The organism is Micromonospora palomenae (assembly GCF_007829925.1).
Taxonomy (GTDB): Bacteria; Actinomycetota; Actinomycetes; order Mycobacteriales; family Micromonosporaceae; genus Micromonospora; species Micromonospora purpureochromogenes.
This window is the reverse complement of sequence record NZ_VIXA01000003.1, coordinates 193,578-209,656: the sequence shown is the minus strand read 5'-3', so window position 1 is coordinate 209,656 and position 16,079 is coordinate 193,578. Positions and strand designations below refer to the sequence as shown.

At 75.6% G+C, this 16,079-nt stretch carries 13 protein-coding genes; 8 read left to right on the top strand and 5 right to left on the bottom strand.

All coding sequences use genetic code 11. The features are described from left to right. Positions 1-138: 138 nt before the first annotated feature. The 4 genes from FHX75_RS21900 to FHX75_RS21885 all read left to right on the top strand — a co-directional run bounded on the left by FHX75_RS21900 (position 139) and on the right by FHX75_RS21885 (position 4,621). On the top strand, positions 139-1,275 hold the full coding sequence (locus FHX75_RS21900; RefSeq protein WP_154942227.1) for a carboxylate-amine ligase: 1,137 nt from the start codon (positions 139-141) through the stop codon (positions 1,273-1,275). 24 nt (positions 1,276-1,299) lie between these two features. Next, positions 1,300-2,670: an FAD-dependent oxidoreductase gene (locus FHX75_RS21895; protein WP_154942226.1), complete on the top strand. Its 1,371-nt coding sequence runs from the start codon at positions 1,300-1,302 to the stop codon at positions 2,668-2,670. A gap of 113 nt (positions 2,671-2,783) precedes the next feature. Next, positions 2,784-3,698, top strand: coding sequence for an endonuclease domain-containing protein (locus FHX75_RS21890; protein WP_246158445.1), 915 nt, complete (start codon positions 2,784-2,786; stop codon positions 3,696-3,698). A gap of 56 nt (positions 3,699-3,754) precedes the next feature. Further along, on the top strand, positions 3,755-4,621 hold the full coding sequence (locus FHX75_RS21885) for an aminoglycoside phosphotransferase family protein (RefSeq protein WP_154942224.1): 867 nt from the start codon (positions 3,755-3,757) through the stop codon (positions 4,619-4,621). A gap of 7 nt (positions 4,622-4,628) precedes the next feature. On the opposite strand, the gene FHX75_RS21880 is transcribed toward FHX75_RS21885, so the two are convergent. Next, a complete protein-coding gene (locus FHX75_RS21880) occupies positions 4,629-5,438 on the bottom strand; it encodes an Fpg/Nei family DNA glycosylase (protein WP_154942223.1) in 810 nt (269 codons plus the stop codon). 118 nt (positions 5,439-5,556) lie between these two features. Here FHX75_RS21880 and FHX75_RS21875 point away from each other — a divergent pair, with 118 nt between their 5' ends. The 3 genes from FHX75_RS21875 (at position 5,557) to rocD (ending at position 8,729) form a co-directional block, all read left to right on the top strand. Then, entirely contained in the window at positions 5,557-6,360 is an 804-nt protein-coding gene (locus tag FHX75_RS21875; RefSeq protein WP_154942222.1) for a thrombospondin, read from the top strand. A gap of 342 nt (positions 6,361-6,702) precedes the next feature. Further along, on the top strand, positions 6,703-7,518 hold the full coding sequence (gene ddaH / locus FHX75_RS21870; RefSeq protein ID WP_211364568.1) for a dimethylargininase: 816 nt from the start codon (positions 6,703-6,705) through the stop codon (positions 7,516-7,518). Beyond that, positions 7,515-8,729, top strand: coding sequence for an ornithine--oxo-acid transaminase (gene rocD / locus FHX75_RS21865; protein ID WP_211364541.1), 1,215 nt, complete (start codon positions 7,515-7,517; stop codon positions 8,727-8,729). Before ddaH ends, rocD begins: the two co-directional genes overlap by 4 nt. Positions 8,730-8,790: 61 nt before the next feature. On the opposite strand, the gene FHX75_RS21860 is transcribed toward rocD, so the two are convergent. Both FHX75_RS21860 and FHX75_RS21855 read right to left on the bottom strand, forming a co-directional pair. After that, positions 8,791-9,942 carry an FHA domain-containing protein gene (locus tag FHX75_RS21860; protein ID WP_154942220.1) on the bottom strand — a complete coding sequence of 384 codons (1,152 nt, stop codon included), beginning with the start codon at positions 9,940-9,942 and terminating at the stop codon, positions 8,791-8,793. Beyond that, positions 9,939-10,232 (bottom strand): 4a-hydroxytetrahydrobiopterin dehydratase, encoded by a 294-nt coding sequence (locus tag FHX75_RS21855; RefSeq protein WP_154942219.1) that lies wholly within the window; start codon positions 10,230-10,232, stop codon positions 9,939-9,941. The genes FHX75_RS21860 and FHX75_RS21855 overlap by 4 nt, the downstream gene beginning before the upstream one ends. Before the next feature lie 214 nt (positions 10,233-10,446). Here FHX75_RS21855 and FHX75_RS21850 point away from each other — a divergent pair, with 214 nt between their 5' ends. Beyond that, positions 10,447-11,217 (top strand): hypothetical protein, encoded by a 771-nt coding sequence (locus FHX75_RS21850; RefSeq protein ID WP_154942218.1) that lies wholly within the window; start codon positions 10,447-10,449, stop codon positions 11,215-11,217. Positions 11,218-11,284: 67 nt separating this feature from the next. On the opposite strand, the gene FHX75_RS21845 is transcribed toward FHX75_RS21850, so the two are convergent. After that, complete coding sequence (locus FHX75_RS21845; protein WP_154942217.1) at positions 11,285-12,331, bottom strand: fatty acid desaturase family protein; 1,047 nt, start codon at positions 12,329-12,331, stop codon at positions 11,285-11,287. Between the two features lie 121 nt (positions 12,332-12,452). After that, positions 12,453-16,073, bottom strand: coding sequence for an SCO7613 C-terminal domain-containing membrane protein (locus FHX75_RS21840; RefSeq protein WP_154942216.1), 3,621 nt, complete (start codon positions 16,071-16,073; stop codon positions 12,453-12,455). Between the last annotated feature and the right edge of the window lie 6 nt (positions 16,074-16,079).

Here is a 16,079-nt window from a genome sequence, read left to right as displayed (position 1 = left end):
CGTCCACCCCACCGACGGGATCGGCGACACGCCGCCCCGACGCGCCGGACCGGCGTTTTCCGTCGCCGCCACCCTGGGTAACCAGAACCCCGACCGGCGCGGACGGACCGTGACCGGTGCGAACGGACGGTGGTGGCGATGACCAGCCAGGTGGCGCCGGCGACCCACGCGGCCCCGAACGGCACCGACCTGCTCACGGTGGGCGTCGAGGAGGAGTTCCTGCTCGTCGACCCGCACACCGGCGCCGCGGTGCCCGCCGTCGACCTGGTGATGGAGCAGGTACCGGCGGAGCTGCGCGGCCAGGTGGAGCGGGAGTTCCAGACCAGCCAGATCGAGATCGGCAGCCCGCCCGGGCTGGAACTCAGCTCGATCCGCCACTCCCTCGGCGTGCTGCGGGCCGCGCTCGCCGACGCCGCCGAGCGGGCCGGCGTACGGCTGCTCGCCATCGGCACCGGCCCGGTCGACGGCCCGGTCCCGCCGGTGGTCGACAAGCCCCGCTTCGACCAGATGATCGAGCGGTTCCGGCTGCTGGTGCCGGGCCCCGGCAACAACGGCATGCACGTGCACGTCGGCGTCCCCGACCCGGAGACCGGCGTCCAGGTGCTCAACCACGTCCGCCCCTGGCTGCCCGTGCTGCACGCGGTGACCACCAACTCCCCGTTCGCCCGGGGCGAGGACACCGGCTACGCGAGCTGGCGCTCGGTCGAGTGGGAGCACTGGCCGTCGGTCGCCCCCACCCCGTTCCTGGCGTCGCACCAGCACTACCAGCGGCTGATCCGGCAGCTCATCGCCAGCGGCGTGATGCTCGACGAGGGGATGCTCTACTGGTACGCCCGGCTGTCCGCGAAGTACCCGACGGTGGAGATCCGTATCGGTGACGTCTGCCCGTCGGTGGACGACGCGGTGCTGGTCGCGGCCATGGTCCGGGCGATGGTGGCGACCGCGATGACGGACATCGCCGAGGGCCGCCCCGCCGTCAACACCGACCACCACCTGCTGGTCGCCGCGCACTGGCGGGCCGCGCACGACGGGCTGGAGGGCGAGGGCGTCGACCTCACCAACGGCGAGCTGCGGCCGGCCTGGGAGCTGCTGGACGCCCTGGTCAAGCGGGTGCGCCCGGCGCTGGAGAGCCACGGCGACCTCGCCGAGGTGACCGACCTGCTCGGCGGGCTGCGCCGGCACGGCAGCGGCGCCGCCCGGCAGCGGGCCGTCTTCGAGCGGACCGGCCGACTGGAGGACGTGGTGGCGGACGTGGCGCGACAGACCCGCGGCTGAGCCCTGCGTGGAAGACTGGTCACCGTGGCACAACGGCTGATCGTCATCGGCGGGGACGCCGCGGGCATGGCGGCGGCGTCCCAGGCCCGCCGCCGTCGCGGCCGTGACGACCTGGAGATCCTCGCGTTCGAGCGGGGGCACTTCACGTCGTACTCGGCGTGCGGCATCCCGTACTGGATCAGCGGGACCGTCGAGGAACGCGACGACCTGATCGTCCGCTCCCCGGCGACGTTCCGCGAGGAGCACCAGATCGACGTGCGGACCCGCACCGAGGTCACCGGCATCGACCTGGACCGCCGCGAGGTCGTCGCCCGCGACCTGGACCGCGGCGGCGAGGTCCGCGAGCGGTTCGACACCCTGGTGTACGCCACCGGCGCGGTGCCGACGAAGCCCGACTGGGCCCGCGACGAGGTGGGCGGCGTCTTCGGGGTGCAGACCCTCGACGACGGAGCGGCGGTGCGCGAGTGGCTGGACGCCGAGCCGAAGCCACGCCGGGCAGTGGTGGTCGGCGGCGGCTACATCGGGGTGGAGATGGCCGAGGCGCTGGTCCAGCGGGGGCTCTCGGTCACCCTGGTGGAGCAGGGCGAGCAGCCGATGTCCACCGTCGACCCGGACATGGCCGCCCTGGTCGCCACGGCGATGCGCGGCCTCGGCATCGAGATCCGCACCGGCGTCCGGGTGACCGGGCTCGAGGAGCGCGACGGCCGGGTCGTCGCGGTGGTCACCGACGCTGGTTCGCTGCCGACCGACGTCGTGGTCCTCGGCCTCGGGGTACGCCCCAACACCGCGCTCGCCGCGGCCGCCGGCCTGCCGGTCGGCACCACCGGCGGGGTCCGCGTCGACCGGCGGATGCGGGTGCCGGGGATGCCCGACGTCTGGGCGGCCGGCGACTGCGTGGAGACGCTGCACCGGGTCAGCGGGATGGCCGTGCACGTCCCGCTCGGCACGCACGCCAACAAGCAGGGCCGGGTGGTCGGGATCAACATCGGCGGCGGGTACGCCACCTTCCCCGGCGTCATCGGCACCGCCGTGACCAAGGTCTGCGACCTGGAGGTGGGGCGTACCGGGCTGCGGGAGCGGGAAGCCGCGTCGGCCGGCTTCGAGTTCGTCACGGTGCGGTCCGAGTCGACCAGCCGGGCCGGCTACTACCCGGGGGCCCGCCCGATGACCGTCAAGCTGATCGCCGAGCGTCCCACCGGGCGGCTGCTCGGCGCCCAGATCGTCGGCCGCTCCGAGGCGGCCAAGCGGATCGACGCGCTGGCCGTGGCGCTCTGGAACGGCATGACCGTGGACGACATGACCGCGCTGGATCTCGGCTACGCCCCGCCGTACGCCCCGGTGTGGGACCCGGTGCTGATCGCCGCCCGCAAGGCCGTCGACGCGCTGGCCAAGTAACCGGTCGGGTTGTGTGCGGAGTTGTTGTCGTCCCAGCGACAACAACTCCGCACACAACCCGGTCTGCTGGGTCGGTGCGGGTTCCGAGGGATGACGCGGGGGCGTTTGACTGGTTGCTGTTCGAGCAGGCGGGAGTGCTGAGCTGGGCGCAGGCCACCCGCGAGCTGACGCCGGGCAAGGTACGCCATCTGGTGGCCACGGGCCGGTGGGAGCGGATCTGCCGGGGCATCCTCCGCACCGGCGGTGGTGCGGTCACGGTGGATCAGCAGCGCTGGATCGCCGTACTGGCGGCCGGCGAGGGCGCGGTGCTGGCCGGGCTGGCCGCCGCTCAGGCCGGCGGCCTGCGCGGCCGCTGGCGCTACGAGGCGGTGGACGTGCTCGTGCCCTTCCAGCGTCAGGCTCCCGACCTGCTGCGTCGTCTGCCGCTCGGCATGCCGGCGGTATGTGTCCGGCGGACCCGGCACCTGCCCGACGCCGACCGCCAGCGGGGACGACCCGACCGCACGACCATGGCGCGGTCCCTGCTGGACGCCGCGCAGTGGGTACGCACCGAGGACGAGGCGCAGGCAGTGCTCGCTGCCGGCTGCCAGCAGCGGCGCGTCACCCCGGCCGAGCTGGGCGCGACCCTGCAACGCTACCGCCGGCCGAGGCGGGCGGCGTTGCTCCGGCACACCATCGCGGACCTGGCCGGCGGCGCCGAAGCGCTGTCCGAGATCGACCTGGTCCGGCTCTGCCGGCGGCACGGTCTGCCCCCGCCGGAGCTGCAGGAACGACGACGGGACTCGGACGGGCGGGTGCGCTACCTGGACGCGTACTGGCGGCGGTGGAGGCTGCACGTCGAGGTCGACGGCGCGCACCACATGGAGGTCCGGCACTGGGCCGCCGACCTTCGGCGGCAGAACCGGATCTGGATCGAGGGCGATCGGATCCTCCGGTTCACCGCCTTCGATCTTCGTCGCCGTCCGGCGGAGGTGGCCACCCAACTCCGTGCCGCGCTGACGGCGGCGGGTTGGCAGCCGAAATCGTGAAGAGTTGTCGTCGCAGGGACGACGACAACTCGCCACGATCCGAAGAGGATGGCCGGGTGGAGATTCCGGAGCGGCTGTCCTGGGTGCGCCGCACGCCGGTCGGGCGGGACTGGCTGGCGACCCTGCCCCGGTGGCGGGACGAGTGCGCCGAGCGCTGGTGCCTGCGGCTCGGGGCGCCCTTTCCGTACGCGTTCGCCTCCCTGGCGCTGCCCGCCACGCTGCCCGACGGCACCCCGGCGGTGCTCAAGCTCCAGTACCCGGACGAGGACAGCCGCCGCGAGGCCGACGCGCTCGCGCACTGGGCCGGCGACGGGGCGGTACGCCTGCTCGCGCACGACCCGCGGCGGCGGGCGCTGCTGGTCGAGCGGTGCCTGCCCGGCTCGCCGGTGCACGAGCTGCCGCCCGACGAGGCGCTGGACGTCGTCGCCGGACTGCTGCCCCGGCTGTGGCAACCGGCCGGCGGGCCGTTCACCACGCTCGCCGAGGAGGCCGCCGGCTGGCGGGCGCGGCTGCCGGTGAACTGGGAGCGGGCCGGCCGGCCGTACGAGCGGAGGCTGCTCGACGCCGCGCTCGGCCGGCTCGCCGACCTCGTCGACGACCAGGGCGAACAGGTGCTGGTCAACCAGGACCTGCACGCCGGCAACGTGCTGCGCGCGACCCGCGAGCCGTGGCTGGTGATCGACCCGAAGCCGCTGGTCGGCGAGCGGGAGTTCGGGGCGGTGCCGATCGTGCGCGGCCCCGAGCTGGGTCACTCGCCGACGGCGCTGCGGCGGCGGCTCGACCGGCTGACCGGCGCGCTGGGGCTGGACCGGGACCGGGTCCGGGGCTGGGCGATCGCGCAGACGCTGGCCTGGAGCACCGACGGGGAGGTCGTCTTCCCGAACCAGGTCGAGTCGGTCCGCTGGCTCGTCGACGGCGACTGAGTCGCGGTCAGCCGGCCTGGCAGGTGGCGCACCAGTAGAGGTTGCGGCCGGCGAGCACGCCCCGGCGCACCGGCGTCGCGCAGACGTGGCAGGGGTCGCCGGGGCGGCGGTAGACGTACACCTCGCCGCCGTGCCGGTCGACCCGGGCCGGGCGGCCCATCGCCTCCGGCAGGTGCGCGTCGCGGACGGTGTCGATCCGGCCGCGGTCGACGGCCAGCGTCATCAGCTCGACCAGGTCGGCCCAGAGCGCGTCCCAGCCGGCCGGGGTCAGCTCCCGGCCGGGCAGCGTCGGCGGCAGCCCCGCCCGGAACAGCGCCTCGGTGACGAAGATCAGCCCGGTGCCGGCCACCACGGACTGGTCCAGCAGCAGCGCGGCGAGCGGGGTGAGGCTGCGCCGGACCCGCGCCCAGGCCCGGCCCGGGTCGGCGTCGGCGCGCAGCGGGTCCGGACCGAGCCGGTCGCGCAGCGCGGCGACCTCGGGCGGCGTGAGCACCTCGCAGGCGGTGGGGCCGCGCAGGTCGAGCCAGTGCCGGTCGCTGGCGAGCCGCAACCGGACCTGCCCGACCGGGGGCGGCGGCTCCCCCGGGCCGTCGCTGAACTTGCCGTACAGGCCGAGGTGCACGTGCAGGGTCAGCTCGCCGGCGTAGTGGTGCAGCAGGTGCTTGCCGTACGCCTCGGTGCCGTCGAGGACGGTGCCGGAGAGCCGGGCGGCGCCCTCGGCGAAGCGGCCCTGCGGGCTGGCGGCGGTCACCTTGTCACCGGCGAACAGCTCGGCGTGCCGGGCCGCCAGGCGGTGGATGGTGTGTCCCTCTGGCACGACGGCAACGGTAGCCCGGGTGTGGCGGATCGGGCCGCTGGGTACCACAGCGGTGATACGCGTGGCTGCCCACCGGCGTTCACCGAGGCCTCCACGCATCGATCAGGAGGTGTTCGTGATGAAGATTCCTTCGCTGTCGCGCCGGACCGAGCCGGCGCCCACGACCGACCGTAACGGCGACGGGCGCGTCGACGGACGCGACCGGAGCGCCACCGTCGACCCGGTCGACCACCCGGCCGACGCGGCGGTGGTCACCGACCGGGACGCCGAGCAGACGACGTACCGCAGCAACGCGCTGGCCACCGACGGCGAGCGTGACGCCGACGCGGAGCGCCGGGCCGCGGAGCGCGCCGCGCTGGCCCGGGCGGCCACCGCCCGCTCCGAGTCGACCCGCGGCCCCTCCGGCCGGGTCGCCCCGGTCGACGACGAGCCCGGGCGTACGACGTCGGACCGGCTCACCGGCGCGGACCGGGACACCCGGCCGGCCACGCCCCTCGCCGACCCCACCGCCGAGCGGACGGTCGACCTGGACCGGGACCGGGACGGTGTCCCCGACCGGGACGAGGCCCGCCGGGAGACCCCGGTGGTCGCCGGCCCGAAGCCGCGGGCCAGCCTGCTGGCCACCCTCGGCCTGATCGTCTCCGTGGTCGGTGCCCTGTTCGTGCTCACCGGCACGCTGGCCGGGTACGGCATCGCGGTCGGCGCGGCCGGCGCGGTGCTCTCCGTCCTCGGCTTGATGGCGACCCGGCGGCGGCACGTCGCCGGCAAGACCGACGCGCTGATCGGCATCCTGGTGGGCCTGGCCGCGGTGGTGGTCGGGGTGGTCGCGATGACCGGCCAGTTCGACTGGCCGACCGCCGACGGTGAGTGGGTGTCCCGGTTCCGGGAGTGGCTCGACTCACAGTTTGTCGACCGGTTCTGACGGGCACCTTTCCGCTCGCCGGTGGTGCGCCGGCGACGCCCGATCAGTCTGGTGGTTCACCAGCCGGGCACGCATCCTTTCGGGGGCGGCGGTTCGCCGCCCCCGAAGCGCGTCCAGGGGCCGTCACCTCCCGTTCCGGGGGTGGCGGCCCTTCGTCGTAGGGCGGCAAGGCGGGAACGCAACAGATCACCGCCCGGACGACGCCAGACGCAACGTTTCGTCGGCGTACGCAAGCCTCGGCGGTGGATGTCGTCGGCCGGTGCCGCATACCGTTGACGGACGGCGCCAGCCCGTCGGCCGAGGTGGCCGGGCGCGCCCGACCCCCAGGAGCAGGACATGACGATGGACGCCATCAGCCAGCGCTTCCTGATGTGCCGGCCGACGTACTTCGCCGTCGACTACGCCATCAACCCGTGGATGGACCCGACCGCGCCGGTCGACGCCGACCTGGCCATCCGGCAGTGGGAGCAGCTGCGCCAGACCTACCTCGACCTGGGCCACTCCGTCGAGCTGATCGACCCGGTCGCCGGCCTGCCGGACATGGTCTTCGCCGCCAACGGCGGCACGGTGATCGACGACAAGGCCATGGCCGTGCAGTTCCGCGACCCGCAGCGCGCCGACGAGGCCCCCGCCTACCGCGCCTGGTTCGAGGCCGCCGGCTTCGAGATGTACGACCCGAAGCACGTCAACGAGGGCGAGGGCGACGTCCTGCTGGTCGGCGACTACCTGCTGGCCGGCACCGGCTTCCGCACCGCGCACGCCTCGCACGCCCAGCTGCAGGAGGTCTTCGGCTACCCGGTGATCACGATGCAGCTGGTCGACCCGCGCTTCTACCACCTGGACACCGCCCTGACCGTGCTCGACGAGCGGACCGTGGCGTACCTTCCGGAGGCGTTCTCCCCCGGCAGCCAGGCGGTGCTGCGCCGGCTCTTCCCGGACGCGGTGCACGCCACCATGGCCGACGCCGAGGTGCTGGGGCTGAACGCGGTCAGCGACGGCCGGCACGTGGTGCTGCCGGCGCAGGCCACCGACCTGGCCGCGAAGCTGCGCGACCGGGGTTACGAGACCATCGGGATCGACCTGTCCGAGCTGCGCAAGGCCGGCGGCGGACCGAAGTGCTGCACGTTGCGACTCCGTCAGGGAAAGGCGACCAAGTGATCGAGGACATGCTGCGGACTCCGGCCGCGGTACGGGACGCGGAGAAGCACACCGCGCACAACTACCACCCGCTGCCGGTGGTGATCTCCTCCGCCGAGGGTGCCTGGCTCACCGACGTGGACGGCCGTCGCTACCTGGACTGCCTCGCCGGCTACTCGGCGCTGAACTTCGGCCACCGGCACCCGACGCTGATCCGCGCCGCCCACGAGCAGCTCGACAAGCTGACCCTCACCAGCCGCGCGTTCATCCACGACCAGTTCGCCGACTTCTGCAAGGAGCTGGCCGAGCTGTGCGGCAAGGACCTGGTCCTGCCGATGAACACCGGCGCCGAGGCGGTCGAGACCGGCGTCAAGGTCGCCCGCAAGTGGGGCTACCAGGTCAAGGGCGTCACCCCCGGCCAGGCCAACATCGTGGTCGCCGAGGGCAACTTCCACGGCCGGACGACCACCATCGTCAGCTTCTCCACCGACGAGGACGCCCGCGCCGACTTCGGGCCGTACACCCCGGGCTTCACGGTCGTCCCCTACGGCGACCTGGACGCGCTGGCCGCCGCGATCGACGAGAACACCGTCGCCGTGCTGCTGGAGCCGATCCAGGGCGAGCAGGGCGTCGTGGTGCCGCCGGAGGGCTACCTGCCGGGCGTCCGCCGGGTCTGCACCGAGCGCAACGTGCTCTTCATCGCCGACGAGATCCAGTCCGGCCTCGGCCGGACCGGGCACACCTTCGCCTGCGACCACGAGGGCGTGGTGCCGGACATGTACCTGCTGGGCAAGGCGCTCGGCGGCGGCATCGTGCCGGTCTCCGCGGTCGCCGCGAACGCCGACGTGCTGGGGGTGCTGAAGCCGGGCCAGCACGGTTCGACCTTCGGCGGCAACCCGCTGGCCTGCGCGGTCGCCACCGAGGTGGTCCGGCTGCTGGCCACCGGCGAGTTCCAGCGCCGCTCCGCCGAGCTGGGCGCGCGGCTGCGCGCCGGCCTGGAGGGGCTGCTCGGCAAGGGTCTGGTCGCCGTCCGGGTCCGCGGCCTCTGGGCCGGGGTGGACATCGACCCGGCGCTGATGAGCGGCCGCCAGGCCTGCGAGCGGCTGATGGAGCGCGGCGTCCTGGCCAAGGACACCCACGGCTCCACTATCCGGCTGGCCCCGCCGCTGGTGATCACCGAGGAGGAGATCGACCACGCGGTGGCCCAGCTCGCCGCCGTGCTGGCCGGCTGACCTCGTACACGCGAAGCGGGCGTCGGGACCACGGTCCCGACGCCCGCTCGTCGTCGGTGGGTCAGTTGCGGGGCAGGCGCATGGCCATGGTGGGCGCCTCGGCCATCACCGAGGTGGGGGTGAACGGGGCGCCGGTGGGCAGCTCGCCGGCGCGGCCGACCTGGACGCCCGGGTAGAGCTCGACCATGTCGGCGCCGCCGAGCACCCGGGACTGGTTCGGCGCGAGCGGGATCCGTTCCGCCTCGGTCATCGACCCGTGCGGGCGGATGCCGGAGCCGTTGGTGCTCACGTCGGTCACGATCACCTCGCCGACCCGCAGCTCCAGCTTCAGGTGGCTGCGGCTGATCCAGCGCCGGGCCTCGTCGTTGAGCCACTGGCCGAGCACGATCCCGCCGCTGGCATCGGGCGCCCGCCCGACGAACACCGGCTGCTCCTCGGTGAGCACGAACCGCCGCCGGACCAGGCCACCGATCCGGACCGCCAGCACCTCGGTGCGGGGGCGCGGCCCGCCGTCACCGAGCCGGGCGCCATGCCGGGGGCAGGTCGGCACCCCGTTGCGCAGCGCGGGTGGCGGCTGGCCGGCCGGCGCGCGCTCGACCCGGGCCAGGTCGGCGAAGGCGCCACCGCCCCCGCCGCCGCCGAACAGGGCGCACCCCGGCTCCGGGCAGCGCCACTGCCGGGCCAACAGCTTCGCCCCGACCGGCGAACGGTCCCCCTCGACCGGGGTCGAGCCGCCGCCGACGTGGGCGACGAAGACCGGGCCGCCGGCGCCGGGCACCGGCGCGAGCACCCGGCCCGGCTGCTCCACCAGCCACGGGAACCGGCCGCGCAGGCCGTCGAAGCGGACCCGGGTGAGCACCGGCAGGCCGAGCAGGTCGGCCACCTCCAGCATCCGGTCGCCCGGGTTGTCCAGCACCTCGACCAGGCCGTCGTCGGCCCAGCGCCGGACCACCATCCGTTCGTTGGAGGTGAGGTCGGCGTCGGAGAGCAACGCCCGGTGCACCACGGCGTAGACCGGGACGCTGTCCTCCTCCAGCTCGCGGGAGAGGGCGTCGATCACCATGCCGAGCCGCAACAGGCTGGCCGGCCGGCCACCGTCGAGGTCCTGGTAGCGGATCACCTCGGCCAGGTCGAGGACGGCCCGGGCCAGTGACGGGTCGGTGCAGACGCGCCCCTCGATGGCGTCCAGCACCTTGCTGATCTCGAATCTCATCGGGCGCTCCGGACGATGTCGTCGATCTGGCGCGCCAGCTCCACGTCCCGGTGGGTGACCCCACCGGCGGAGTGGGTGACGCAGCGGAAGGTCACGGTCCGCCACCGGATGTCGATGTCGGGATGGTGGTCGAGTCGCTCGGCCACCTCCGCCACCCGGTCGACCACGGCGATGGCGGCCGGGAAGCTGCCCAGCTCGACGGTGCGGCTGATCTGAGTCGGGTCGCCCGACCAGTCCGCCAGCCCGCCCAGCTTCTCTCGCACCGCCTCGGCGGTGAGCAGGTCTGTCATGGCCCGACCCTACCGGCACCGGCCTGGGCGGGCCCGACGCGCCGGAGGCGGGTCGACGCCCGTTGACCGGGTGTGCCGGGTCGGGCACCGACGGCGACGACGGACGGACATCGACACCGGACTGTCGCATTCGCCCGCTACGCTGACCGACGGCCCGGCCGGTGGCGGGCAGCACACGCCGCACCGGCCCACCCTTCACGAGGAGAAATCCACAATGAACACTCGACGGCTGGCGACCACGGGGGTCGCGCTCGTCGCCGCGCTGGGTCTGCTGACCGGCTGCGGCAACCAGGACGGAGCGGACGCTCCAGCCGCCGGCGGAAGCGCCGCGAGCGTCGCCCCGAGCAGCAGCGCGTCGGTCGCTCCCCTCGACGAGCTGACCGCCGCCGCGCTCAAGCTCAGCGAGGACAGCGTCCGGGTCACCATCACCTCGTCGGTGGTCAACGGCGGTGGCCTGCTGGACCCGCGGACCAAGGCGATCGACATGACCCTCGACATGGGCAGCCAGGGCAAGGTCCGGATGATCACCCTCGGCGACGACGCCTGGATGAAGATCAGCGGCATGGCGGGCGCCCCGAAGAAGTGGCTGCACATGGACGCCACCAAGCTCGGCGCCAGCGGTCAGATGAACCTGATGCCGGACGGCGACCCGGGCGGCGCCAAGCAGATGATCAAGGGGGTCACCGAGGTCGAGAAGACCGGTGAGCACGCCTTCGCCGGCACCCTCGACTACACCAAGGCCAAGCCGGACGACAAGGGCATCAAGGCGCTCGGCGCCAAGGCCAAGGCGGTGCCCTTCACCGCGAAGACCGACGACCAGGGCCGGCTGATCGAGCTGGTCGTCGACACCACCGTGCTGTCCCCGGCGGCGGGCAAGCTCAAGACCACCTACACGGACTTCGGCGCGGCCGTCGCCCCGCAGAAGCCGCCGGCCAGCCAGACCCAGGAGGCCCCGGCAGAGCTGATCAAGGCGTTCGGCGGCTGACCGCCCCCGTACCCCGACGCGACGGGGCGGCACCGTGACCGGTGCCGCCCCGTCGTGCGTACCAGGGTCAGCCGCGCAGCGGCCGGCCCACCTCGTGCAGGTGCGCCAGCGCCTGCCGGTACGACTCGACCAGCCCGGTCTCGACGTACGGCACCTCGCGCTCGGCGCAGTACGCCGCCACGATCGGCTGTGCCCGGCGCAGGTTGCCCCGGGGCATGTTCGGGAACAGGTGGTGCTCGATCTGGTAGTTGAGCCCGCCCAGCGCGACGTCGACGAACCGGCCGCCCCGCACGTTGCGCGAGGTGAGCACCTGCTTGCGCAGGTAGTCCAGGTCGTCGTCCGCCGTCGGCATCGGCATGCCCTTGTGGTTCGGGGCGAACGCGCAGCCCATGTAGAGACCCCAGAGCCCCTGGTGGATGGCGATGAAGGCGAGCGCCTTCGCCGGCGACATCACCGCGAAGATCAGCCCCAGGTAGCCGACGGCGTGCGCGACGAGCAGCAGCCCCTCCACGCCCCGGTGCCGCATCGGCGTGGACCAGCCGCCACCCGATCGACCGACCAGCGCCCGGACGCTGGCCACGTGCAGGTGGAAGCCCTCCAGCAGCAGCATCGGGAAGAACAGCCAGGCCTGCCGCCGCGCCAGCCAGCGCAGGTAGGGCGGCGTCGCCGCCGCCTGCTCGTAGGTCCAGACCAGCGCGCCGCCGCCGACGTCCGGGTCCTCGTCGGTGTGGTTGGGGTTGGCGTGGTGCCGGTTGTGCTTGTCAACCCACCAGCCGTAGCTGAGCCCGACCGCCAGGTTGCCGGCGAGCAGACCGGCCAGCTCGCTCGGGCCCCGGCGGCGGAACATCTGCCGGTGCCCGGCGTCGTGGCCGAGGAAGGCGACCTGGGTGGTGGCCACCGCCATGCCCACCGCCATCAGCAGTTGCAACCACGAGTCGCCGACCGCCACCACCGCGGCCCACCCCGCCAGGAAGAAGGTCGCCGTCAGCGCGATGCGCACCGCGTACCGGCCGGGGCGGCGCTCGAGCAGGCCCGCCTCGCTGATCCGTCGGGACAACACCGCATAGTCACTGCCGCGTCGTACCGGTTGGTCCGCCACCGCTGAAGGCGCCATCTCCACTCCCAGTCCTCGGTCGGGGCCGCACCCGTTGGCGGGCCCATCCTCAATTGTCGCGGCGGCGGTTGCGCTTGGTAATCATGGCAACACCCCGATCCGTGGTGGTGTTGCCCCTACCTCAGCCCATCCGGCCGACGGCCGCGCGCAGCCGGGTCAGGTCACGCCGCCGCCGCTCGTACGTGGCGGCGAGGGCGATCAACGCGAACCCGCCGACGGCCAGGAAGATCCACCGGGGCAGCAGGTCCCAGCCGCGGACCAGCTCGTGCAGGGCCAGCAGGGCCAGCGTGGTCCCCCCGAGCACCACCGGCGCCTGCCAGCGCCGGGTGGCCCCGGCGAGCACCACGGCCAGCGCGGCGACCCCGAGCAGCAGCCGTCGCCAGGGCTGGGGCTCGGGGGCGACCAGCACCGACACCAGGCCGGGCAGCAGCCCGGCGGCCAGCCCGGGACCGAGCGCCAGCCAGCTGGTCAACCCCGGCCGGGTACGCAGCGCGACCACCCCGGCGACCAGCGCCAGTCCCGCCGCCGGCAGGGTGTACGCCTCCAGCAGCACCACCTTGCCGGCGGCGAGCAGCAGCCAGGCGCCGAACAGTTCGCTGCCCCCGGCGATGCCCGCGAAGGCCCACCGCCGGTCGGCGGACTCGCCCCGCCGCAGCACCCGCGGCGCCACCGCCGCACCCCACAGCACGCAGACCGCCGCCGCGTGGCGCGGGGCGGACGCGGTGAGCAGCAGCGCCACCAGCGCCACGGCCTGGGCCGCGCCCTCCGCCGCCCGTCCGGTCACCGGCGTGCGCCGGGCCAGCGGCGGCGCGGCGTACAGCACCGCCACCGCCACCGCGAGCACCGCGAAACCGGCGGTCCGCAGCGGCAACCCTGCGGCCAGCGACGCGGTCACCGCGAAGCCGGTCGCTGCGGCGACCGCCACCAGGCAGCCGGCCAGCCGCACCTCGGCCCGCCGCCCGGCGACGCCGGCCACCGCCGCCGCCACGACCAGCAGCGCCAGGCCGGCGAGGGTGCCGGCCCGGGTGGCGAGCAGCCCGGTCAGCCCGGCCAGGGTCCAGAGCGCCCCCACCGGCACCGCGACCGCGCCCAGCAAGGGGCCCGGCCGCCGCAGCGCGGCGGCGAGCAGGGCGGCCAGCCCGGTGAGCAGCGCCACCGCCGGCACCACCGGCCAGGGCGCGCCGGCCGCCGCCAGCAGCACCGGCAGCGCGGCGGCGGCGAAGGGCAGTGCCAGCAGGGCCGGGACGCCCGCGCCGCCCCCGGTCCGCCGGCCGACCAGCCCGGCGGCGACCGCCAGCACCAGCAGGGCCGCGCCACCGGCCCACCCGCCGGGCAGCGGCCCGGTCGCGGGTACGCCCGACCAGGGCTCGACCGGCCCGTCGTACGGGGACAGCAGCGCCGTCACGGCCACCGGGGCGGCGGCGAGCACCGCGACCACCGCCAGCGCGGCGGCCACCACCCGGCCGACGGCCGACGCCGGGGTGTCCCGGTCGACCACCACCAGCAGCAGCGCGGCGAGCGCGGCGTAGAGCGGGACCGGCTCGGCGGCCGGTACGACCACCGGCGCCAGCCCGAGCACGCCGAGCGCCACGGCGGAGGCCGCCGAGGCGTACCCGTCGAGGTCGGGCCAGTGGCGGCGGACCGCGCCGAGCGCGACCAGCGGGACCAAGGCGGCGGCGAAGCCGGCCCGCAGCTGCCACCAGGGGGCCGAACCGGCCGCGAGGAGCGCGACGACCGTCCCCGCCGGCACGGCGAGCAGCGCCACGGCCAGCCCGCCCCCGGCGACGGCGCGCTGCGCCCGGGTCCCCCGGCGGGCGAGGGCCGCCACCGCCAGCCCGGCGGGCAACAGCACCCCGAGCGTCACCAGCATGCCGCCCGGTGCGGCCAGGGCCACCAGCAGACCGTGCCCGACCAGCGCGGCGCCGGCCAGCGCCCCGACCACCACGGTCGGGGTGCGGCGAGCCGGACGGGCGACGGCCAGCACGAGCGCCACCCCGACGACGAGATCGATGGCGAGCGCCGCCGGCCACGGCGTGGCGGCCGCCGCCGGCAGGGCGGACCCGGTCAGCGCGACACCGACCAGCGCGGTCACCGGACGGGCGACCCGGGGCAGCAGCAGGCCGATCGCGGCGGCGGCCAGCGCGACGGCGACCGGAAGCTGCCAGCCCCAGCCGACCGCCGGGCCGGCCGCCGCGCCCCGCCACCCGGGCAGCGACCGGACCACCGCGCCACCGGCGACCAGCAGGGTGGCCAGGACACCCACCTGGGCCAGCGCGCCGGCGACGAGCAGGGCGCCGACCCGGGGGCCGGAGCGCAGCCGCGCCGGGACCACCCGGGCCGCCCCGGCCAGGACGGCGGTCACCAGGGCGGCCGCCACCAGCAGCACCCCGGGGCGCAGCTCGGCCACCGGGCGGAGCAGCGCGGCGGCCAGCAGCGGCACCAGCAGCGCCGCCGCGACCTGACGGAACACCCGACCACCGGCGGCCCACGCCGCGCCGAGCAGGACCAGCCCCACCAGCAGCAGCGGCGCCCCGGCCAGCAGCGGCCGGCCGGCGGCCCGGCCCCAGGCCAGCGGCACCAGCGCGCAGCCGGCGGCGAGCGCCGTCGCGGTACCGAAGCCGAGCCAGGCGAGCACCTGTCCGGCCCGCACGACGGCCGGGACGCGCGGCCCGGCGGCCGGTCCCCCACCGGCCGCCGGCCCCCCGATCCGCGCCCCCGGCCCAGTGGCCGGCGTCCCCCCGCCGACCACCGCCGGCCCCTCAGCGGCCCCGGCGGACGCCGGCTGGCCCGTGGCCGTGCCCTGGTCCGCCGCCGCAGCGGTGGCCGCACCGGGCGGAACCGGAGCCGCGGCGGGGGACGGGGCCGGACCGGGCTCGGAACGCCCGACCGGCGCCGCGGAGCGGCGACCCAGCGCGACCACCACCACGAGGTCGAGCAACGCCACCCCGAGCAGGACCAGCGTCCACCCGGCGGCATCGGGGCGGGCCGCCACCGCCGCCAACGGCAGCACCGGCTGCGCGACGAGGAGCGCCGCGAACCAGGGCACGGTCAACCGGCTGAGCCGGGCGTACCCGGCGGCGATGGCCGCGCCGGCCCCCCCGACCAGCGCGGCGTACCGGGTGCCCGGCCAGTCGGCGACGCCGAACAGGTCCACCGCCCAGGCGGCGTACCCGTCGAGGACCACCAGCAGCAGCCCCACCGCGGCGAAGGTCTCCGCGGTGCCCCGCAGCCCGCGCCGCACCGCGACCAGCGGCGCGGCCAGGGCCAGCACGGTGAACGCGGCCAGGATCGCGGCCCGCCCGGCGACCCCGACGGCGGCCCAGGCCACGGCGGTGAAGACCACCGCCGCGGTGCCGAGCAGCAGCCCGCCGAGGACGAACAGCAGCCCCTGCACGGTCCGGGTGGAGGTCTCCGGCCGTCCCGGCGACGGCGGGACCGGGGCGGGTCGGACCGGGACCGGCGGTACCGGCGGCAACGGACCGGCCGGCACCGGCCGGGCGACCTCCGCGCGGACCCGGGCCGCCAGCTCCGCCCGCCGGCGCTGCGCCGCGAGCAGCCGACCGGCGAGCCCCTGGTACGCCTCGCGGGCCCGCTCCACCTCCGGACCGAGCGCACGGATCTCCGCGTCCAGCCGGATCACCTCGGCGGCGGGCGGGTACGGCGGACGGCCGCAGCCGGAGCAGCCGCGGACGAGATCGGCGGGCGCGCCGCAGCCGGGGCAGGGGTAGCCGGTGTTCTCCACCCGGCC

Bases quoted from the DNA above. Each gene is read 5' to 3' on its own strand.
- FHX75_RS21855 (WP_154942219.1), bottom strand. From the start codon at position 10,232: ATGACAGACCTGCTCACCGCCGAGGCGGTGCGAGAGAAGCTGGGCGGG.
- FHX75_RS21850 (WP_154942218.1), top strand. From the start codon at position 10,447: ATGAACACTCGACGGCTGGCGACCACGGGGGTCGCGCTCGTCGCCGCG.
- ddaH (WP_211364568.1), top strand. From the start codon at position 6,703: ATGGACGCCATCAGCCAGCGCTTCCTGATGTGCCGGCCGACGTACTTC.
- FHX75_RS21900 (WP_154942227.1), top strand. From the start codon at position 139: ATGACCAGCCAGGTGGCGCCGGCGACCCACGCGGCCCCGAACGGCACC.
- FHX75_RS21860 (WP_154942220.1), bottom strand. From the start codon at position 9,942: ATGAGATTCGAGATCAGCAAGGTGCTGGACGCCATCGAGGGGCGCGTC.
- FHX75_RS21845 (WP_154942217.1), bottom strand. From the start codon at position 12,331: ATGGCGCCTTCAGCGGTGGCGGACCAACCGGTACGACGCGGCAGTGAC.
- FHX75_RS21875 (WP_154942222.1), top strand. From the start codon at position 5,557: ATGAAGATTCCTTCGCTGTCGCGCCGGACCGAGCCGGCGCCCACGACC.